Annotated in this window: 22 protein-coding genes; 18 read left to right on the top strand and 4 right to left on the bottom strand. The window is 42.2% G+C overall.

Annotated elements, in window-relative coordinates:
* Position 1: 1 nt before the first annotated feature.
* The 3 genes from ACJA3J_RS11500 to ACJA3J_RS11490 are packed head-to-tail and all read right to left on the bottom strand — an operon-like array spanning position 2 to position 1,092.
* A complete protein-coding gene (locus ACJA3J_RS11500) occupies positions 2 to 571 on the bottom strand; it encodes a manganese catalase family protein (protein WP_406944054.1) in 570 nt (189 codons plus the stop codon).
* 33 nt (positions 572 to 604) lie between these two features.
* Positions 605 to 874 carry a spore coat protein CotJB gene (locus ACJA3J_RS11495; protein WP_089654028.1) on the bottom strand — a complete coding sequence of 90 codons (270 nt, stop codon included), beginning with the start codon at positions 872 to 874 and terminating at the stop codon, positions 605 to 607.
* Positions 871 to 1,092, bottom strand: a complete 222-nt coding sequence (locus tag ACJA3J_RS11490) for a spore coat associated protein CotJA (protein ID WP_089654027.1) — start codon at positions 1,090 to 1,092, stop codon at positions 871 to 873. The genes ACJA3J_RS11495 and ACJA3J_RS11490 overlap by 4 nt, the downstream gene beginning before the upstream one ends.
* Positions 1,093 to 1,215: 123 nt before the next feature.
* On the opposite strand from ACJA3J_RS11490, the gene ACJA3J_RS11485 reads away from it, so the two are divergent.
* The 7 genes from ACJA3J_RS11485 to ACJA3J_RS11455 all read left to right on the top strand — a co-directional run bounded on the left by ACJA3J_RS11485 (position 1,216) and on the right by ACJA3J_RS11455 (position 9,192).
* Positions 1,216 to 1,854 (top strand): HPP family protein, encoded by a 639-nt coding sequence (locus tag ACJA3J_RS11485; protein WP_089654026.1) that lies wholly within the window; start codon positions 1,216 to 1,218, stop codon positions 1,852 to 1,854.
* A 381-nt stretch (positions 1,855 to 2,235) separates the two neighbouring features.
* The gene (locus tag ACJA3J_RS11480) at positions 2,236 to 3,003 is read left to right on the top strand and encodes a metallophosphoesterase (protein ID WP_181898679.1); all 768 of its coding nucleotides are present in this window, start codon (positions 2,236 to 2,238) and stop codon (positions 3,001 to 3,003) included.
* 96 nt (positions 3,004 to 3,099) lie between these two features.
* Positions 3,100 to 3,999 carry a MerR family transcriptional regulator gene (locus ACJA3J_RS11475; RefSeq protein ID WP_089654024.1) on the top strand — a complete coding sequence of 300 codons (900 nt, stop codon included), beginning with the start codon at positions 3,100 to 3,102 and terminating at the stop codon, positions 3,997 to 3,999.
* 344 nt (positions 4,000 to 4,343) lie between these two features.
* Positions 4,344 to 4,925: a genetic competence negative regulator gene (locus ACJA3J_RS11470; protein WP_089654023.1), complete on the top strand. Its 582-nt coding sequence runs from the start codon at positions 4,344 to 4,346 to the stop codon at positions 4,923 to 4,925.
* 704 nt (positions 4,926 to 5,629) lie between these two features.
* A complete protein-coding gene (locus tag ACJA3J_RS11465) occupies positions 5,630 to 6,550 on the top strand; it encodes a D-alanine--D-alanine ligase (protein ID WP_089654022.1) in 921 nt (306 codons plus the stop codon).
* 152 nt (positions 6,551 to 6,702) lie between these two features.
* Complete coding sequence (locus ACJA3J_RS11460; RefSeq protein ID WP_089654021.1) at positions 6,703 to 7,983, top strand: Glu/Leu/Phe/Val dehydrogenase; 1,281 nt, start codon at positions 6,703 to 6,705, stop codon at positions 7,981 to 7,983.
* A 234-nt stretch (positions 7,984 to 8,217) separates the two neighbouring features.
* Positions 8,218 to 9,192, top strand: a complete 975-nt coding sequence (locus tag ACJA3J_RS11455) for a YpdA family putative bacillithiol disulfide reductase (protein WP_115894581.1) — start codon at positions 8,218 to 8,220, stop codon at positions 9,190 to 9,192.
* Positions 9,193 to 9,262: 70 nt separating this feature from the next.
* Here ACJA3J_RS11455 and ACJA3J_RS11450 read toward each other — a convergent pair whose 3' ends face one another.
* Positions 9,263 to 10,231, bottom strand: coding sequence for an asparaginase (locus ACJA3J_RS11450; protein WP_089654110.1), 969 nt, complete (start codon positions 10,229 to 10,231; stop codon positions 9,263 to 9,265).
* Between the two features lie 91 nt (positions 10,232 to 10,322).
* On the opposite strand from ACJA3J_RS11450, the gene prsW reads away from it, so the two are divergent.
* From prsW to ACJA3J_RS11395, 11 genes are all read left to right on the top strand, one after another.
* The gene (gene prsW / locus ACJA3J_RS11445) at positions 10,323 to 10,982 is read left to right on the top strand and encodes a glutamic-type intramembrane protease PrsW (protein WP_115823851.1); all 660 of its coding nucleotides are present in this window, start codon (positions 10,323 to 10,325) and stop codon (positions 10,980 to 10,982) included.
* Between the two features lie 763 nt (positions 10,983 to 11,745).
* Positions 11,746 to 12,606, top strand: coding sequence for a spore cortex-lytic enzyme (sleB, locus tag ACJA3J_RS11440; protein WP_089652597.1), 861 nt, complete (start codon positions 11,746 to 11,748; stop codon positions 12,604 to 12,606).
* Positions 12,607 to 12,617: 11 nt separating this feature from the next.
* The gene (ypeB, locus tag ACJA3J_RS11435; RefSeq protein ID WP_089652596.1) at positions 12,618 to 13,958 is read left to right on the top strand and encodes a germination protein YpeB; all 1,341 of its coding nucleotides are present in this window, start codon (positions 12,618 to 12,620) and stop codon (positions 13,956 to 13,958) included.
* 108 nt (positions 13,959 to 14,066) lie between these two features.
* Positions 14,067 to 14,729: a flagellar brake protein gene (locus ACJA3J_RS11430; RefSeq protein WP_115894580.1), complete on the top strand. Its 663-nt coding sequence runs from the start codon at positions 14,067 to 14,069 to the stop codon at positions 14,727 to 14,729.
* Positions 14,730 to 14,851: 122 nt separating this feature from the next.
* Positions 14,852 to 15,538, top strand: coding sequence for a (d)CMP kinase (gene cmk / locus ACJA3J_RS11425; RefSeq protein ID WP_115894579.1), 687 nt, complete (start codon positions 14,852 to 14,854; stop codon positions 15,536 to 15,538).
* A complete protein-coding gene (locus tag ACJA3J_RS11420) occupies positions 15,535 to 16,119 on the top strand; it encodes a 1-acyl-sn-glycerol-3-phosphate acyltransferase (protein ID WP_089652593.1) in 585 nt (194 codons plus the stop codon). Before cmk ends, ACJA3J_RS11420 begins: the two co-directional genes overlap by 4 nt.
* Positions 16,120 to 16,219: 100 nt before the next feature.
* On the top strand, positions 16,220 to 17,362 hold the full coding sequence (rpsA, locus tag ACJA3J_RS11415) for a 30S ribosomal protein S1 (protein WP_089652592.1): 1,143 nt from the start codon (positions 16,220 to 16,222) through the stop codon (positions 17,360 to 17,362).
* A gap of 74 nt (positions 17,363 to 17,436) precedes the next feature.
* Positions 17,437 to 18,459, top strand: coding sequence for a type 2 isopentenyl-diphosphate Delta-isomerase (gene fni / locus ACJA3J_RS11410; RefSeq protein ID WP_115894577.1), 1,023 nt, complete (start codon positions 17,437 to 17,439; stop codon positions 18,457 to 18,459).
* A gap of 727 nt (positions 18,460 to 19,186) precedes the next feature.
* Positions 19,187 to 19,780, top strand: coding sequence for a hypothetical protein (locus ACJA3J_RS11405; RefSeq protein WP_115894576.1), 594 nt, complete (start codon positions 19,187 to 19,189; stop codon positions 19,778 to 19,780).
* Positions 19,777 to 20,661: a YIEGIA family protein gene (locus ACJA3J_RS11400; RefSeq protein WP_089652589.1), complete on the top strand. Its 885-nt coding sequence runs from the start codon at positions 19,777 to 19,779 to the stop codon at positions 20,659 to 20,661. Before ACJA3J_RS11405 ends, ACJA3J_RS11400 begins: the two co-directional genes overlap by 4 nt.
* Entirely contained in the window at positions 20,658 to 20,843 is a 186-nt protein-coding gene (locus ACJA3J_RS11395) for a capping complex subunit for YIEGIA (RefSeq protein ID WP_035504885.1), read from the top strand. Before ACJA3J_RS11400 ends, ACJA3J_RS11395 begins: the two co-directional genes overlap by 4 nt.
* The last annotated feature ends 120 nt before the right edge of the window (positions 20,844 to 20,963 follow it).

Here is a 20,963-nt window from a genome sequence, read left to right as displayed (position 1 = left end):
TTTAGAAAAATTGTTTACGATCCTTTTCGAACTTAAGTATTTCAACCGCTTCTCTGAACCTCTGGGAATGAACCACTTCTCGTTCACGCAAAAATTTCAAACTGTCATTCAAGCATGGGTCATCCGACATGTTAATGATCCACTGATAGGTAGCTCTGGCTTTTTCTTCAGCAGCAATATCCTCATAAAGGTCAGCAATCGGATCTCCTTTTGCTTGAATATAAGTAGCTGTCCATGGGCTCCCGGCTGCGTTATGATAAAACAACGCTTTGTCGTGGTTTGCATAATGGGCACCAAGTCCAGCCGCTCTCATTTGTTCCGGGGTAGCATCTTTCGTAAGTTTATAGATCATCGTGGCAATCATTTCTAAATGAGCGAATTCTTCTGTCCCGATATCTGTCAAAAGTCCAATCACTTTATCAGGTATACTGTACCGCTGGTTCAAGTAACGAAGGGCTGCGGATAATTCGCCGTCCGCTCCTCCATACTGTTCGATCAAATATTTTGCAAGCCTCGGATTGCATTCTGTTACTTTTACAGGATATTGTAACTTCTTTTCATAATACCACATAAGCGCCCTCCTATTTCCTTCATGAATGAAGGGTTATAATTGCCATGGCCACGGGCTGTCTCCCCAATTCCATGGATACCCTGAAAAACTGGCTCCATACTGCCTTAATGGCCCGAATCGCTGCTCATAGGCAGATTTTAGATCCCTGCTTTCTACTGCAAGCTGATTGAATTGCTGGATCGCCTGGGTGTCCTGCGGATGGGTATCCAGGTAAAGAGTAAGTTCCACCAAAGCGAAATCCACCATCTGAATTTTTTCCATTAAAGCATAACGCTCTTTTGCAGGATCGGCCGCTTGCTTCATCGTTTTGCTCCTTTCTCTAAAGGTGTCGGGTATGGATCGTATAATACCGGCCAAAGAGTTCCTTTATACAACGCTTCTTGAATAGGGAATTGTTGCAAATTTGGAGGCTGAAATCCCAGATAAAGATTCGGTGGTGTCTGGTAACAAACCGTCCCTCTTGGCGGGCAAGGGTCAAAAGGGCCGTGGTAAGGCTGGTAGCATTTGATTGGTGTGTACACCTAAATCACATCCTTTTCCTTGGAATTTTATGTGCTCCTTTCTTGTCCTATTCGATTTAGGCAGGAAATTCGTAAGCTGATGGCGAAGTTATTACCGTGCAAATCAAAAGAAGAGGTGAGTGTATGTTTGTTAAAGGAATTATGAAACCCGCCCACAAATCCTTCACGGCGGAAGCGTCCGCTTCACTTTCAGAAGTTTTGAAAGTGCTTGATGAGAAAGATATTGAAGCCATGCCTGTCTTAAAATCAGGACAGTTCACGGGGATGATTTCTAAAGAAATTATATTCCGGGCTTATTTTAATTCAGAAGAAGAAATGGATCGGAAAACGTTTCTTCGTGAAACCACTGCTGGTGATGTTGCTATGTATGAGGGTTTTTATATTCATGATGAAGAGGTTTTTGAACATACGCTGCCATTGTTCAAGGGTTTTTCCGTACTGGCTGTCGTCAACGAATCCAAGAAGTTTCTCGGCCTCGTCACGAGGTTTGATGTCATCGAACAATTCGAGAGTGCGTTCGGAGTCAAAAAACAAGGAGTAAGAATTGCTTTCACTTCCGAAGAGTCATCAGGAAGGATTGAAAGACTGGGGGATATTATTAAGAGTTATCACGAAAACGTGATTTCACTTGCCACTTTTGATGAAACCGATAAGCTTGCCAGAAGAATTGTGTTGAAGATTGAAGACAATGATAATATTGAAGCCTTCACGAGGAAGCTTGAAAAAACGGGTTTTAGAATTTTAAGCGTAAAGAAAGTGTGAGTAAGGACTTTCACTTTCTTGAAATTTAAAAGCGTGATATATAAATGGGACAAAACCGCTCAGGATGTGTGTTTTTTGAGCGGTTTTTTTGTATTCATTGTTCATGTGGCCTGTATGTTATGTATTTTTAGAGGTACTTTATCAGGCTTGTATGGGAAAGAACATACGTGCGAACAAAACTATGAACAGGATCACCTGCTCACTTAACGACCACCCAAGGCCCTCAAAACTCTCACAAAAGTCCTGAAATCATAGAACTTCATCATATCATCACTTCTTATTATGGTTTTTTAGTGGGAAGCTTTCTTTTGGATTCGTTTTATCATACTTGGGCGTTTGTGATAATATAAGGGTTCTAATACTATGAAAGGGGGTGTCCGGATGGTATGGGTGCTGCTATTTGTCCTTATTGGCGGAGTCATCCTGTTGGGGTATATGTATTTTTTATCAGGAAACGACCATTTACAAGAAAAACAATTGCCCTGTAGGGGTTTGGATGCTCACCAAAGGATTCAACTGTTATTCATAAGTGATATACATAATCGAAAATTGAAGGAATCGACGTTCAAAAAAATGCGCTCCGTCGATCTTGTTATCATCGGCGGTGATTTTGTTGATAAACGAACATCTAATGAACGTTTCATGCACAACCTATCCATATTAAAGCAATGGGGGGCTCCCGTTTATTTCGTTCCTGGTAATAATGATCATGAGTGGAAGTTTGGATCATTTTTGGATGACTTGATTAAAGAAGAAGTTATCCCTCTTTCAAATGAGGATGAGTATGTGGAGTTACCAAACGGCACTCCGGTTGTATTAAGTGCTTTAGATCCTTATTTCATGAAGCCTAACCGAAATGCATCCTACTTAGAGGATGAAAATTGTCTACAGATCCTTTGTGTACATGATCCGTATGTTTTTAAAAGAATGAATCAAGTGTACAAGGGAAGGTTTGATATCGTCTTAAGTGGACATACACATGGTGGGCAGATCCGGTTGTTTGGCTTCGGACCTTATGAACGTGGTGGGTGGAAGATCGAGGGAAACCAGTCTGTTCTTGTGAGTGAAGGGTATGGTACATCTTTATTACCTCTCCGTCTAGGGACAAAAGCAGAATGCCACTGGATAGAATTAACCCCCAAACATTAAATCGAATTTCGAAACATATAGGGAGAATATTGAAATTTTACACACATTCTTGACATCCTATATAATAGAGGAAAATGGACGGGTGGAGGCAGACTTATGGCGACAACAAAAGCAAAATACAATATTAAAGCTGTGTCACAGTTGTTAGGAATTCAGCCGGGTACGCTCCGTGCCTGGGAAAGAAGATATAAAATGATCCGCCCATCAAGAAATGAGGCTGGCCATCGTCTGTACACTGATGATCATGTCCGAATTTTAAAATGGTTAATGGAAAAAGTGAATAAAGGATTTACTATATCGCAAGCCGTTTCCTTGTTAGAAAGTAATGAAGAAGCGTTGTCGAGTTCTAATCATTCCGAACATAAAACCGAGCTGGATAAAATCGGTGATGAGCTGTTGAACAGCCTTCTCTCCTTTAATGAAAATGATGCTCAGCGCCATTTGGATCATGCATTTAGTTTGTTTACCCCAGAAACGGTGGCCATTGATATCATCGGTCCTATTCTTGTGAAGGTCGGTGACTTATGGGAAGAAAACCGGATTACAAGTGCCCATGAACATTTCGCCAGCCAGTTCATCCGTTCAAGGATCGGCATGATGCTTCTGTCTATTCCAGCAGATGGAATGCTGCCAAAAGCTCTGCTTGTATGTGGTCCTAATGAACGTCATGAATTAGGGTTGCTCATATTTGCTCTGTTTTTGAAACGGAAAGGATATGATGTCATTTATCTCGGTCAAAGCATTGCTGGTGGAGATATTGATATTGTCATTGATGAAATTGAACCCACGTACATGTTCATGTCCTGTACGCTTAAGAAAAATATCCCTATAACGGTAAGGCTAGCAGAATCATTACAAAAACAATACCCTGACTTAAAAATTGGTCTTGGTGGATATGCTTATGATCGCCTTTCTGAACTAGATAAGAAACGGATCCAGCCATTTATCGTAGGAAACTCTAAAAAAGCATGGGAACGTTGGTTGCAGGCAACATAACGTTTAACATTTCCATTTGAAACGGGATGCACACTTAATAATGGAACGGAACCTTGTTATAATGGGGGGCCGTTCCATTATTAATGGAAGGCCGTTTTGTACCTTAGCGTCTTTCTGAAGTTACAGTTCAGACCAGAAGAAAGCATTAGGATTGGCGTATATGCCAGTTATGTATCGATTAAATGAACCCTTTTGAGAGGATGTTTCATTTACATAACGCCTTATATGGGATTGGAAAATGTTTGCCCACGCCCAAATCCTTAGATATAATTTGAAAAAAGGTGCCATAATCGCATCAGTCATCATAAGATATAGATAACACATCGTGACAGGGGGGCGATCATGTGCGAGTGGAAAGAATGACAAATGAGAAATTTAAAATTTTCCTTACGTTTGATGATCTAATGGATCGGGGGTTGTCTCGTGAGGAGCTTTGGAGTGATTTGCCTAGAGTGCATCGTATTTTCAGCGATATGATGTATGATGCAGGAATCGAACTAGGTGTCGAACTGTCAGGTGTCCTGTTGGTGCAGGTATATCTCCTGCAAGCACAAGGCATGTTAGTGGTCGTAACGAAAACAGAGCCCGCTGATATAGAAGACGATGAAGATTACATGGAAATGAAGGTCACTTTGGATGAAAGTAAAGAAATGATGTTCTCCTTTGAAGACTTTGAACATGTCATCCGGGCAGGGCACCAGCTTTATCAGCTTAATGTGACCGGAGGCAGTGTTTTCTTTTATCATGACTCCTATTATATGCTTCTTGAAGATGAAGATATCTTTCATTTAGATCAGGATCAAGTGATTGCGCTATTGTCTGAGTTTGCTTCCGCTACAGCAGCGACTTCGCACCGCTTGATTGAATATGGAAAACAAATCATGGACAAAGATGCATGTCGAACCATCTATAAACATTTTTCATAAACTGCAAGAGCGACGCTTCATAAGAGTCGTTCTTTTTTTATGACATAACGATGGCACTGGACTGAAGGGCATTCCACTGTTTGGCAGGACTCTTAAAGACTTGATTTCGAGGCTTTTGTGTGAGTGTATCGGACCGGCGGGGAATGACTCGCTTTCTGCGGGAGCGCGTTGAGCGTCCTCAGGCTTACGCCTTGCGGGGTCTCACCAAGCACTCTTTGCCCGCAGGAGTCTCCCCATTCCCCTCCGCCCCTTGCCGTATGTACTTCTCGAAATTATTCAGCTGAGGACCTGCCTATTATAGTAAGATAATCACGCCCCAGTACCGTGGTTATAGCATTCTCTGTCGCAAAATATCTTGTCCCTTGAAAGTAGTTTCGAGCACCTTTCAATCCTATGGTGGTTGGGAAAATGGGGAGACTCCTGTGGGAATGGATTGGCTAGCGAACGAAGCCCGAGGAGGCTTGCCGTCATCCCCACGGAAAGCGAGCCGTTTTCCCAACCACCAAAACCACTCAACAAAAGTCTCGAAACTAAGTCTTCAAAAAAAGGGTGCAAATGTTTGGGTTTGAGGCTTAGGGTTTATTGTGGTTTATAAAATAATTCAGAGCTTTATTTTTAAATAGAAGCTTGAAAGGGAACATGTTAAGATAAGAGTTGGTGTAAGTTAATTATTATTTAGTGGTCTATGAAATGGAGTGTAACAAATGAAGATTGCGGTTTTATATGGTGGTACGTCAGGGGAACGAGAAGTTTCTCTCTCAACTGGAAAGGGAATCATTAAAGCATTGGAGAACAAGGGACACGATGTTACGCCGATCGACTTTTCTCCTGAAAAAATGGAGGAAGTACTGAATTTAGATGTGGACCTCGTTTTTATCGGTTTGCATGGACGATTCGGTGAAGACGGAAAGATCCAAGGTCTCTTGGATATGCTCGGCATTCCTTATGTCGGTTCAGGCGTTTTAGCTTCAGCCCTGGCTATGGACAAAGCAAAATCCAAGCAAATATTCTCCTTGAATGGTTTACACACAGCGAAAAGTGAAGTGTTTGATGTTACGGATCAACATCAATTTTCGATGATCGAAGATAAAATCAAACGAACGTTCACTCTCCCATTTGTCATAAAACCGAATCAAGAAGGTTCTACTTTAGGTTTAACCATCGTCAAGAAAGAACAGGATATACGTCAAGCGATTGAAACGGCTGCACATTCTGACTCTATGATTCTAGTCGAAGATTATGTCAAAGGTAGAGAAGTGACTGTACCTGTTATGGGATACAAAGGAAAAGAACAGGCACTTCCTGTTATAGAGATCATTCCTAAGAATGATTATTATGATTTTGATTCAAAATATAAACCTGGGGGCAGTGAACATATCGTACCAGCCAAACTGAGTGACAAGTTGACAGCTCAACTGCAACAAGACTCCATCTTGGCTCACCAGCTGCTCGGGTGTGATGTTTATTCACGTGTTGACTTCATTATTAATGAAAACGAAGAACCGATCATCTTAGAAGTGAATACATTGCCTGGAATGACACCGACAAGCCTTTTCCCTGATTCTGCTCAGGCAATCGGGTTAAGTTATGACGACCTTATCCAAAAATTCGTAGAGCTATCGTAAAAAATAAAGCCACACAGGTGTAAACGTTTACATTTTTTCTTTGAAAACGGTTAGAAAAAGCCGCATTCAGCTTTCCTAATTAGTAGTGAACGTGTATACTAATCACTGAAGAACGAGCCCTAATCGAATGGATTGATATAGGAGGTAAATGGATGGTAGCCGATAAGCCAACAGATTCTGCAAACCAAAAAAATGAGAAACTTGATGTGTTAAAATCCACTCAGACGGTGGTCAAAAAAGCACTTGATAAATTAGGTTATCCCAATGAAGTATATGAGTTAATGAAAGAACCTGTACGAATGATGACGGTAAGAATTCCTGTACGAATGGATAACGATCAGATTAAAATCTTCACAGGCTATCGTGCCCAGCATAACGATGCGGTCGGTCCAACGAAAGGGGGCGTCCGTTTCCACCCGAACGTATCTGAAAAAGAAGTAAAAGCGCTCTCTATTTGGATGAGTCTGAAAGCAGGGATCGTTGACCTTCCCTATGGTGGAGGGAAAGGTGGAATCGTATGTGATCCTCGTGAAATGTCCTTCCGTGAACTTGAAGGAGTCAGCCGTGGGTACGTGCGGGCCATCAGTCAAATTGTAGGCCCTACAAAAGACATTCCTGCACCAGACGTTTTTACAAACTCTCAAATCATGGCCTGGATGATGGATGAGTACAGCCGGATTGATGAATTTAATAATCCTGGTTTCATTACAGGGAAACCTCTTGTTCTTGGTGGTTCTCATGGCCGTGAAACAGCGACGGCCAAAGGTGTGACCATATGTATTGAAGAAGCGGCCAAGAAGAAAGGAATCAATGTAGAAGGGGCAAGAGTCGTAGTACAGGGCTTCGGTAATGCAGGAAGCTTCCTAGCGAAATTCATGCATGATCGAGGGGCAAAAGTTATTGGTATTTCAGACGCCTACGGTGGACTTCACGATCCAGATGGACTAGATATCGACTACTTACTAGATCGCCGTGACAGCTTTGGTACAGTCACAAATTTATTCAAGAATACCATCACAAATGAGCAGCTATTGGAGCTTGATTGTGACATTCTCGTACCCGCAGCGATCGAGAATCAAATTACGGAAGATAATGCCCATAACATAAAAGCAACAATCGTTGTAGAAGCAGCTAATGGTCCGACGACATTGGATGCTACAAGAATCCTATCTGAACGTGGAATTCTACTCGTACCTGACGTTTTAGCTTCCTCAGGTGGAGTGACTGTATCCTACTTCGAATGGGTCCAAAACAACCAGGGTTATTATTGGACGGAAGAAGAAGTGGAAGAAAAGCTTCACAAAGTCATTGTCAAAGGATTTGATAATGTCTATCGTACCGCTGAAACACGTCGTGTAGATATGCGACTCGCTGCTTATATGGTCGGAGTTAGAAAAATGGCGGAAGCATCGAGGTTCCGTGGATGGATCTAACTTGATTCTAAGAATGCAATCTCCTATCATGGTTATGGTAGGAGATTCATTTTTTATGAAAAAATAACTCTCCATAAGTTGTCATTACTCGAAAGTATTACACTCGGAAACGTAAACTTTTTAGCATGAATAGCGTCTGGAGCATAGATTTGCCAAATTGGAATATGGAAACCATACCAGATCTGATGAATTAGAGAAATGAGCTGTATCGGGAAAGAAAGAGGAGTGTTGGTCGTGCAAGAAGAAAAAGTCATCATCATCGGTGGTGGGCCATGCGGAATGAGTGCAGCCATCGAATTGCAAAAAGAAGGAATAGAACCACTAATCATAGAAAAAGGAAACATCGTCAATTCGATTTATCATTACCCTACACATCAGACGTTTTTCAGTTCGAGTGAAAAACTTGAGATAGGGAACATCCCCTTCATTACAGAACGTCAAAAGCCAGTCCGCAATGAAGCCCTGGCTTATTACAGGGCCGTCGCAGGAAGAGAAGATTTGCGAGTGAACACGTATGAAAAAGTAACTCAAGTGGAACGCAATGACCACGGATTCATCATCCAATCACAAACAGGGGACGGTGAAGGTAAGAGTTACCGTGCGAACCAAATCGTCATTGCTACTGGTTATTACGATCAACCGAACTATATGAATGTTAAAGGTGAAGATCTACCAAAAGTGAAGCACTATTTTAAAGAGGGACACCCGTATTATAAAAAGAAGGTCGTAATCATTGGCGGCAAAAATTCAGCGGCCGATGCTGCACTGGAATTAGAAAAATCAGGGGCTCTCATTACCGTTCTTTACCGTGGGGAAGACTATTCGAAAAGTATTAAGCCATGGATTCTTCCTCAATTCGAAGCATTGGTCAAAAAAGGCATCATAGACATGGAGTTCTGTGCGAACGTTAAAGAAATCACCGAGGATGAAGTTGTCTATGAATGTCATGGTCAGGAAAAACGAATTGAAAATGATTTCGTGTTTGCCATGACTGGCTACCGTCCTGACCATGCGTTTCTCACTAAAATGGGAGTAGAGATGGATGAAGAAACAGGAAGGCCTGCGTTTGATGAGGATACGATGGAGACGAATGTCGAGGGAATCTATATTGCAGGGGTTATCGCGGCTGGCTATAATAACAATGAAATTTTCATTGAGAATGGCCGTCATCATGGAGGAAAAATAGCAAAGGCTGTAACAAATAAATAACCAAAAAAAGCCTGGCGTCCATGGATGCCAGGCTTTTGTATGGGCACATATCATTGATTCCTCGATTTCCTCAGCTGAACATATGTTCCAGTTCAGTCATATTTGTGGTCATTTCAAGTGCGACCATCAATTTAATTCGGGCTTTTGGTCCAGTAAGACCATTGGCAAAAATGATTCCCATTTCCTTCAGTTGACGTCCGCCACCCGGATATCCGTATGTATCCTGGACAATTCCTTGATAGCAGCGGGAGACTAGAACAATGGGAATGCCCTCATTCAGGGTGCGCTCTAAAGCATCTACCGTTTCTGGTGGTAGATTCCCTTGTCCTAGAGCCTCAATAACAAGGCCATCCACATCGCTTTCCCGGACGGCGTCGATCAAAGTCCCATCCATACCTGCGTAGGCTTTGATGAGGGCTACTTGCTTTCCAATGTTTTGAATCGGGTAGGAATCACGGCGTGTCATTTTATGATGGAAGAACACTTCTGTTTTTGTAGTAATTCCGATGGGACCATATTGAGGACTTTGGAACGTTGCTACATTACTCGTACTGGTTTTGGTCACGTTTTTAGCTGTATGAATTTCATCGTTCATGACAACCAGCACACCTTTGTCCTGCGCCTCGTCGCAATTGGCTACTCTTATCGCGCTTAGTAGGTTATACAGGCCGTCGGATCCGATTTCATTACTTGAACGCATAGCCCCGGTGACTACTACGGGTTTTCTCGTCTGCAAAAATAAATCCAAAAAATAAGCGGTTTCTTCTAATGTATCTGTACCATGAGTGATAACGATGCCATCATAGTTTTTCTTGGACATTTTCTCATGGATGGATCGGCCCAGTTTCAGCATATGATCCGGCCGGATATGGGGAGAAGGGAGATAAAACAATATTTCGTCCTCAATCACCGTGTTCCCTTTAAGCATGGTGGAGATCTCGTCCAATGGGTGTTTGGACGAAGTGTTCACTTCACCTGTTTCTTTGTTTTCCTTCATAGATATTGTGCCACCTGTGTGAATGACTAGTATACGCTTCATATTTACACCATCTTCCATTCAAATGTTCCTTTTCTCATACCTTCATGATACGATGAAACGTAGGTGAATGAAAGAGAGAGGGTTGAGAAACATGGCCATATTGACTGCCGCTATATCTCCTGCCGTGGCCATCATGACATTTATATATTTAAGTAAACGGATCGAATTAGAGCCCCTTCCTCTAATCATCCGCATGTTCATCATAGGCGTAATCATGGTTTTTCCTATCATGTTCATTCAGTATGCTTTTGAAACAGAAAATGTATTTCATTCGTCATTCCTGAAGTCTTTTTTCCTCGCTGGATTACTTGAAGAATTCTTCAAATGGTTCTTTTTGTTATTTGTGGCGTATCGTCATTCTGATTTTGATCATCATTACGACGGGATTATATACGGGGTGGCTGTCAGTTTAGGGTTTGCAACGATAGAGAACATCATCTATATCTTCCAAAACGGAATTGAAATCGCCATATTACGTGCTGTTTTCCCTGTTTCTTCCCACGCCCTTTTCGGCCTCATTATGGGGTACTACATGGGAAAAGCGAAGTTCAGGACGAATCGTTCGAACTGGTGTTTAGCGTTAGGCCTGGTCATTCCCGTAGGATTACACGTCATTTATGATTATATTATTACCGTGAAAGAAATGACATGGATGTATTGGATTACCCCTTTTATGATTATTTTGTGGCTGATCGGGCTTCGTAAGATCAAAATAGCGAATCAACATCATGAAAAATTATTAAAACCATGAAGAACAGCCACCGAGCTGTTCTTTTTTTATTTATTTAATACTAATACTGATGCAAATTAGTTATTGAACAATATGGCAGGATTGTGGAAGACTTGATTTCGAGACTTTTGTGGGAGTTGAGGGGCTCCGGGAAAAGTTCGCTTTCCGTGGGCGAGTGATGAGCCTCCTCGAGCTAACGCTCTGCGGGGTCTCATCTACCACGCACTTCCCACAGGAGTCTCACTGTTTCCCTCTGCCCCTTTACCATATAAGGTTCTCGAAATCGCTCTAGCAGTAACCTGCCAAGTTCGGTAATGAAGACCTGCTCACCCACATCGTTATGGAGTCGTTTTAACCATAGATACTGCACGAATAAGGCGAGGGAACAGGGTCTGGGAAACGTCCACATGAAAAGCGAAAGAAGACCCGAACGTGTGTGTTTTCTACGAACGGATTCCAAACACCGCAAATCGTCGTTTCCCTGACCCCGTATCCATGGCCAGGAATTATCATTCATTATTTCAACTAGACAAGGCTTTCTTTAAGGATGCCCGGTATGTGCTCCTTGCGTTTCCGCGGAAAGCGAGTTATTCTCCGCAGCCCCCATCAACTTCAACAAAAGTCTCGAAACTGAGTCTTCCACAAAACAGAGCATATATAGAAGATGCGGATAATAATGTGTCTTTCTTAGTTGCTGAGCTTAGAAATGAAAATATGCATAATCTTTTGGTTCTGTTAAAAACTACCCCTATAACAAAACTATTGGGTCAGGGGTGGATATTGGATGGTATGGAAGAAGACGATGGTCGTTTTTTTGGGTTTAGCCTTGTTGCTTTTCCCTTTATCAGAGTTGACCTATGTCAAACCTGTCCTAGGTTTTTCAAATCAGGTCATTCAGCAAGGGGCCACGGGTGATGATGTCATTGAACTTCAATCCAGGCTGCAGTACTTAGGTTTTTACAACGGCGAAATCGATGGAGTTTTTGGTTGGGGAACCTATTGGGCAGTTCGTAATTTTCAGTATGAATTCGGTCTGGAAATTGATGGGCTCGTGGGTCAGGAAGTGAAAAATAAGCTGAATAAAGCAAGCAACTATGATGAGGGTTATGTGAAAGAACAGATCAGAAAAGGTAAAGATTTTACGCACTATGGAGGTACTCCTAAAACTCAACAAACAGAACAAGGAAATCAACAGCAGCAACAAAATCAACAAAAAAATCAGCAACAACAACAAAACCAGCAGCAACAGCAGCCAGAGGAACCGACAGCCGTCAATGTTCCAAGTGGCTATTCACAAAATGATATTCAATTGATGGCAAACGCTGTTTACGGTGAAGCTCGCGGTGAACCTTATGTAGGCCAAGTGGCAGTAGCAGCGGTCATACTGAACAGGATCAAGAGTGCTTCATTCCCTAACAATGCATCTGGTGTCATATTCGAACCTCGTGCTTTTACTGCCGTAGCTGATGGTCAAATTTGGCTGGAACCAAATGATCAGGCGAAAGATGCAGTTATGGATGCGATTAATGGCTGGGACCCTTCTGGTCAAGCCTTGTACTACTTCAATCCAAACACAGCTACATCGGACTGGATCTGGTCAAGACCACAAATCAAACAAATCGGCAAACATATTTTCTGTAAATAGGAGGTGGGCGTATGGGAAAATGGATCGCCATCATATTACTGAGCATAACTACGATCGGTGCAGGTGTGTGGGGGTATAAAGAAAATCAGGATAAAAATGCCGTCCTGATCCAAGCTGAAAACAGTTATCAAAGAGCATTTCATGAACTGACTTACAATGTCGATCTTCTCCATGACAAAATCGGTTCAAGCCTAGCGATGAACTCTCGAAACCGATTATCTCCTCAACTCGCTGAGATATGGAAAATTTCTTCTGATGCAAGTTCAGATGTAGGCCAACTGCCACTGACGCTTCTTCCTTTTAATAAAACTGAAGAATTCTTACACGACATCGGTGAGTTTACTTATCGGACAGCTGTTCGAGACCTGGAAAAGAAACCCCTAAGTGAAGAGGAAATTCAAATGCTGGAAGAGCTCCACAAAAAGTCCGGTGAAATTGAAGGGGAACTCAGAAAAGTACAAAATGTCGTAATGAAAGATAATTTAAGGTGGATGGATGTTGAACTTGCCTTAGCTACAAACGATGAAGTCGGTGACAATACCATCGTCAATGGATTCAAGACGGTAGAAAAATCTATGGATGGCTTCGAAGAATCCGTGACTAAAACAGGATTCGGTTCCTCCGGCCCAGAAAAAAGCTTTCGACACCTTGAAGGTGAAAAAATCGATGAAAAACAAGCGAAAAAAATTGCCAGTCAGTGGCTGGAAAAAGTATCCACAGATAAGCTCACGGTTACAAAATCAGGGAAAGGCGCAGATGTACCTATGTACACAGCTTCCTTCCAAAACGGTGATAAGAATGGGTACATCGATTTAACGGAAAAAGGCGGACATCCTTTGACCATTATGATCAGCCGTAAAGTGGGAGAGCCTGAAATTTCGCTATATGAAGCTTCTGAAAAAGCGAAGGAATATGCGGAAGGCTTGGAAATATCTGATCTAGAGCTCGTCGAAAGCAATCAATATGACAACATGGGGGTCTTCCGTTTCCTCTACACTCAAAATGATGTCAGGTTCTTCCCTGATTCTGTTGTGGTAAAAGTGGCGCTTGATAACGGGGAAGTGTTAGGCATGAGTGCTCGTGATTATTACAATTTCCATAGTGAGCGAGAACTCAATGAACCTGAAATCTCATTGGAAGAAGCAAGAGGAAAAGTGAATCCAAATGTTGAGATACAGGAAAATCACCTTTCTGTAATTGAAAATGATGTCAATGAACAAGTCCTCTGTTATGAATTCCTGGCTACGATGGAAAATACGACCTATCGTATCTTTATCAATGCGACCAATGGACAAGAAGAAAAAGTGGAAACATTGAAGAAAGCGGAGATGAAGTTCAACCAGGAGGTCTGAAAAAGAACCCTTTGATTAGGGTTCTTTTTCTCTGTCTTTAGACCTATTATCTTCCATTTTTTAAAAAGACGTGAGATAATATAATCACGTTTATAGAGGAGGAGCATGATGCAGAATTTGAAGGTGGGGACACCTCTGACACTGGAGTTGAAAAAATCAGAAGTGGATGAAGTCGATCATTATAAGTGTAAATTGGTGGACTTTGAAGATAGTAAAATTTACATCGATTATCCTGTACATACTAAAACCGGCCGGACAGGTTTTTTTCTGGATGGCACACAATTCCAAGCAAGCTTCGTCGGTCAAGACCAATCCGTTTATTGGTTTAAGACAGAGGTGGTGGCAAGGGAAAAAAGAAACATACCAGTTATCGCTTTATTCTTTCCAGGCTTGGAAGAATTGAACAGGGTCCAAAGACGTAAGTATGTCCGTGTGGACGCATCTGTGGATGTAGCTATAGAGTGGGATACTTGTTCTTTTCCTACCATTACGAATGATATTAGTGGAGGAGGAGTCATGGTCGTACAATCGCCCTCTGATAAATTAGAGGAAGAGAATAAGATCGACTTGACTCTGGTCCTTCCCATGAATACAGGGGAGACCCATTACGTGTTTGCAATCGGAAAGGTCATCCGCGTCATTCCGGCAAAAGTTTCCCAGCCTGAAAGGGTTTCTATTGAATTTATTGATATTCATGAAAAGGACAGGCAGTTGATTATCAAATATTGCTTTGAACAACAAATGCAATCACGGATGAGAGCACTCAAATAAAATGGATTTTCATAGTAGAATTATGTTATTCTTGACTGTGATCATTTAGCAAAAATTTTAGAGAAAACGCGCTGTGCCAGTGCGTTTTCTCTTTGATAAGACAGATGGAGGATACGGATCGTATGAACACAATGACAATTGCCATTGACGGCCCAGCGGCAGCCGGAAAAAGTACTGTAGCAAAAAAAGTCGCAGAAAAGCTCTCTTTTATTTATGTAGATACAGGTGCAATGTATCGAGCATTAACATGGAAAGCCTTGAAACAAGGCATTTCGCTTGAAGATGAGGATGGTTTGGCTCAGCTTCTAAGTCAATCTGATTTAAATCTCGTTCAAAGTGATGCCGGACAAAGAGTCATCCTCGACCAACGTGATGTTTCTGAGGAAATCAGGACAGCAGAGGTGACCAATCAAGTGTCAATCGTTGCTAAGCACAAAAATGTTCGCGAAGAAATGGTGCAAAGACAACAAGAACTCGTCAAGGACAAGGGTGTGGTCATGGATGGCCGTGATATTGGAACCCATGTGCTTCCAGACGCGGAAGTGAAGATCTTTATGATTGCTTCTGTCGAAGAAAGAGCAGAAAGGCGTCATAAAGAAAATCTTGAAAAGGGTTTTCCTTCTGATTTGAAACAATTGAAAGAAGAGATCCGAAAACGTGATGAAATCGACTCCAATCGAGAGATTGCCCCGCTGGTAAAAGCAGAAGATGCCATCGAGATCGATACAACATCCATGAATATCGACGAAGTAGTCGAGGGGATTCTAACTATCGTGAATGAGAAATGGGAGAAGGGGGAGAAGGGATGAATCTTTATAAAATAGGAAAAGCCTTATGTAGTGTGATCTTATATCCGATGTACAGAATTAAGATTGTCGGAAAAAAGAACATTCCTGCAGAAGGTCCAGTCATTATTTGTTCCAACCATATCTCCAACGTGGACCCACCGGTTGTAGGCATAACGAGTAGTCGGAATATTTACTTCCTTGCGAAAGAAGAGTTGTTTAAAAACCCTGTTATCGGGGGTATATTGAAAAAAGTCCATGCTTTTCCGATCAAACGTGGCATGAGGGATAGGAACGCCTTAAGAAAAGGTCTGGATATATTAAAAGAAGGCCATGCCCTTGGACTATTTCCTGAAGGGACAAGGCAGAAAAATGGTGAAATCGGCAAAGGCCTTGCCGGAGCTGGTTTCTTTGCTTTGCGTTCTGAAGCGGCGATAGTTCCTTGCGCGATTATCGGTCCATACAAAAAATTCAAGAAATTGAAAGTGGTTTATGGTGAACCGATTGATATGACAGAATATCGTGAACAGAAGGCTTCTGCCCAGGTTGTTACAGATCGGATCATGGAAGAAATCAGACAATTGCATAAAATTCATCAATCATGAGGCGTAATCACTTGACAAAATGCTCTAAATATTAGAAGTTAGACAAAAGGGCATTTCTGTATTATTAGGTTGTGTCGGAAATTGAAGGAGGTAGCTTGGTATGGATGAAATGAATCAAGAAGTATCTGGAATGAAAGAATTCTCTGCAGGGGACATCGTGACTGGTAAAGTCGTGAAGATTGAAGAAAAACAGGTCCTCGTAGATGTTGGATATAAAGTCGAAGGTATTGTACCTATCAGTGAATTATCCAGCCTTCATGTAGAAAAAGCTTCAGATGCAGTGAGCGAAGGAGACGAGCTCACTCTACAAGTGAAGAAAGTGGAAGATGATGAAATCGTACTTTCTAAGCGTGCCGTTGATGCTGATCAGGCATGGGAAGATCTGGAAGCTAAGTTCGAAAGCGGAGAAATCTTTGAAGCTGAAGTTAAAGATGTTGTAAAAGGCGGGCTTGTTGTCGATATCGGCCTGCGTGGGTTCATTCCAGCTTCTTTGGTTGAAACGTATTACGTTGAAGATTTTGAAGACTATAAAGGAAAAACGCTTTCCCTAAAAGTCGTGGAATTGGATCGTGAGCAAAACCGTGTAATCCTTTCCCACCGTGCCGTCGTTGAGCAAGAGGAATCAGCGAAGAAGCATGAAGTGCTACAATCTCTAGAAGAAGGACAAGTCATCGAGGGTACTGTACAACGTTTGACTGACTTTGGTGCTTTCGTAAATCTTGGAGGTATTGACGGACTTGTACATATCTCCCAGTTATCCCATCAGCATGTGGAAAAAGCATCTGATGTTGTGGAAGAAGGCCAAGAAGTCAAAGTCAAAGTACTTTCCGTCGATCGTGACAATGAAAGAATTTCTCTTTCACTGAAAGCTACTCAACCAGGACCATGGCATGACATCACTTCAAAAGTGAACCCTGGTGAAACTCTTGAAGGAACCGTTCGTCGTCTCGTAAGTTTCGGGGCTTTCGTAGAAGTGTTCCCGGGAGTCGAAGGTCTTGTCCACATTTCTCAAATTTCCAACCGCCACATCGGTACACCTGATGAAGTGTTAGAAGAAGGACAAACGGTTGAAGTGAAAGTTCTGGATGTTGACGAGGATGCTAAACGCCTTTCATTAAGCATGAAAGAGTTAGAGCGTGACGAAACTCGTGCTGAAATCCAACAGTATGAGAAAGAAGATGACAATTCCGGTTTCTCTTTAAGTGACATGATTGGCGACAAACTTGATAAATATAAAAAATAAGCTCTTGAGCAATTAATTACTGGTCTTTTAACCAAGTTTAAATGGTATAGAGCTTAATAGAAGTAGGGATGGATATGAGCAGATCTGAAAGGAAGATTGACCATATCCGCCATGCCATCAGTCACGAACGGGAGATTCATAATCATTTTGATGATATCGAAATTGTTCATCAAAGTCTTGCCCGTCTCAATTTCGAGGATATACAGATGAATATACAAGTAGGGGAACTTTATTTAAGTTCCCCTCTTTTTGTTAATGCGATGACTGGCGGTGGCGGAGAAGAGACCATGGCGATCAACCGTAACTTGGCTATAGCAGCAAAAGAAACTGGAATCGGTATGGCTGTAGGTTCTCAAATGTCAGCTTTAAAAAATGTTGAAGAACGAAAAACTTATGAAATTGTTCGAGAAATGAATCCTGAAGGGATCATCTTTGCTAATGTAGGAAGTGAAGCTACTTTAGACCAGGCAAGGGAAGCGGTTCGTATGCTTCATGCCGATGCTCTGCAAATTCATATCAACACTCTTCAGGAAATGATTATGCCTGAGGGGGATCGTGATTTTTCACAACGGATGCACAGGATTCAGGACATCATTGACCATATCGATGTTCCAGTTATAGTAAAGGAAGTTGGCTATGGGATGTCTAAAGAAACCGCTGATACACTCTATCAAATGGGAGTTCGTCACCTTGACGTAGGTGGAAGAGGTGGGACGAATTTCTCTAGAGTGGAAAACATGAGGCGCGAGCGTGCGTACACTTCGTTTAATAATTGGGGCATCCCCACTCCAGTATCTGTTCTTGAGACGTCTATTTCTGATGATTTGCATGTTTTCGCATCAGGAGGAGTTCGGAACGGCCTTGATGGAGCGAAGGCGATGGTGCTCGGTGCAAAAGGTTTCGGAATGGCCGGTTCACTGCTGAAGATACTGGTGAATGAAGGAAGGGAAGCATTAACTGAAGAGATCCATCATATTCTACATGAATTCAAAATAGCTATGATGCTTCAAAATGCTCTCCACCCTAAGGAATTGAATGGAAAACCACACGTAATGCTCGGTTATACGAAGCAATGGTATGACCAAAGGATGAATTAAGCCTATGACAAATTTGTCATAGGCTTTTTTATATAGCTTTTTTCATGCTTATTTAATATAAACTTCCGATTGTGGAAGACTCAGTTTCGAGATGTTTTCGGGCTTCGTTTACCATAATGGGAGTCAGGGGTGGTTGGGAAGCTACTCGCTTTCCTGTGGGGGAGCGCAGAGCTTCCTCGGACTGCGTCCTGCGGGATCTCGCCTATCTCCTTCTCCCACGGGAGTCTCGCAGCTTCCCAACCACCCCATTCCATGTAAAGGAGATACGAAGCCTTATACCGAGAGGGAGTGTCTCCCACTCTCCCCTCCTAAGTTGGCATCAAGCGCTCTGTATTTAGCTTTTAAGTTCTGGATGCTTCGGGGGAGAGGTTTACATTATCCACTTCTCTCAATCATACAAGCTGATTTTTCCAGAAGTGGTTTCGAGAATCTTCCATGGCAAAGGGGCGGAGGGGAATGGCGAGACTCCTGCGGGAAAAGAGTGCTTGGTGAGACCCCGCAAGGCGTCAGCCTGAGGAGGCTCAACGCGCTCCCGCGGAAAGCGAGTCATTCCCCGCAGCCCCATCCACTCAAAAACATCTCGAAACTGAGTCTTCAAGAAACCTGCCATATTCTTTAATAACTAATAATCACAATTACGGGCTAACAAACCCTTTCTTTATATAAAATGTTTAAAGCTTTCGTGAACCACACATAATAAATGGTGAAGCTTGGGAGGTGTGGGGTCTTGGAGGCAACGTTTTATTGGTTTGCTTGGTCATTAACGGTCATAGCTGTCTTTTTCATTCAACGTCGGAAACTGAAACGCGATTTGTTACTGATTTTGGGTGTTTTTATGTGTACATATGACATACTTTCTTGGAGTCAAAAAGGTCAATTTTACTTTCACGTCCTTATCCTTCTCGTCTTCGGAACTTATCTTTTTATATCGATTAAAAGAACCGTGTTTGATTATTTCTGGCCGTTCATTCTTAGCGTTGGCTACGCAGCGATTTGGATGTTTCTCATCGTGCATCCTGTGTGGGTGAACTTCCCGGGAATTTCTCTGTTTCTCTTTGTGATCGTGGGAATTCTTCGAATGTTCGTTAAGGATGTCGGTGGCCAGATGGGTTTATGGATGTTAACCAATGCTGGTGGCTCATTATTTTCTTTCATTACTTTCGCCCTTTATCAAAATGAAGGGATCATTAATACTCATGTAATGCTTTCTCTGTCGATAAAAGGGGTGTTTGTGCTGCTCCTTTTTCATGGCGTAGATCAATTGAAGAGAACTATTCGTAAAAAGAGAAAATCCCTATCTAAAGGAGCTGCTTTTGTGTGAATGAATACACCTATCCAATCATTTTAGGAATCCTCGTCGGTACAGCTCTTCGAGTCTTTATGTTGCGTACTGATTACAGGCAATATCCGACTTACCTTCATGGGAAGATCATCCACTTATCCTTAGGGTTCATTGCAGCTGCGCTTGGGACTATCGCGATCCCCTCTATTATGGAAAAGGAATTCACCGCCGTGACTTTTTTGACGTTAGCTGCTTCTCAGTTCCGGGAAGTACGCAATATGGAGAGGAATACATTGACGGAAATGGACTCTTATGAACTTGTCCCACGAGGCAATACGTATATTGAAGGAATAGCAGTTGCTTTCGAGAGCAGAAATTACCTCGTTATTTTCACTTCTTTTGTCGTCACCCTTTGTTATTTAGCACTTAATGTTTGGGTGGCTTTAGGGGCAGCTGTCATATGCTTTCTTCTATCTGGAATGTTGATGAGCGGTTCGAAGCTCTCGGATATCGTCACGGTAGAGGAGAAATCCATTTCCTTCGACGGAGCCGGATTGTATGTCGATAACATTTACATCATGAACATTGGATTGCCTGAGCGGCAGGAAGAGATTTTGAAATATGGAATGGGCTTCGTATTAACCCCTAAAGAATTCAGTGTCCGTTCTACCATTGCAAACCTTGGGCAGAGGCAGGCCATCTTGCATGATGTATCTGTGACCCTGGGGGTCTTCAGGGATTCAGGTACACCCGCTCTTGTGCCATTGATCAAAAGAGACTTGAATGATGGAAGGATTGGAGTGTTCATTCTTCCTCAAGAAAAGGATTCAAAACGGGCGAAAGAGATTATTGAACACGTACCCGTTCTCGAAAATGCCATACAAATGCCTTCGAAGAAAGGTAGGAGGAAACATTCATGAAAATGGAGAAAGCGATACTGGCTTCCGTTACGACACAGGAAAACAAAGTCCACGGCAGTGCAGCTGTATTCAAGTGTGAAACGAAAGAGGAAATGGAAGCTGTTGCAGCAAACTTAGAAGCTATTTTGGATGGAATCGCTCATGCATTAAGTGATCAACTATATATTATCGTCAAGCATTGAGAAAGAATTGTTTCTTTTTCTAAAGTTTGCTAAGATAATAAAGTTAATGGCTTCCTGCTGTTCTTCGGAAGATGGGCTGTTAAACCATCGCACGGGGGAGAGCAGTATTTTTTTGCTTTT

Origin of the sequence: Halobacillus sp. SY10 (assembly GCF_045401165.1) — a bacterium.
Classification (GTDB): Bacteria; Bacillota; Bacilli; order Bacillales; family Halobacillaceae; genus Halobacillus; species Halobacillus aidingensis.
Note: the sequence above shows the minus strand (reverse complement) of the source record. Positions and strands in the feature narration are given on the sequence as shown.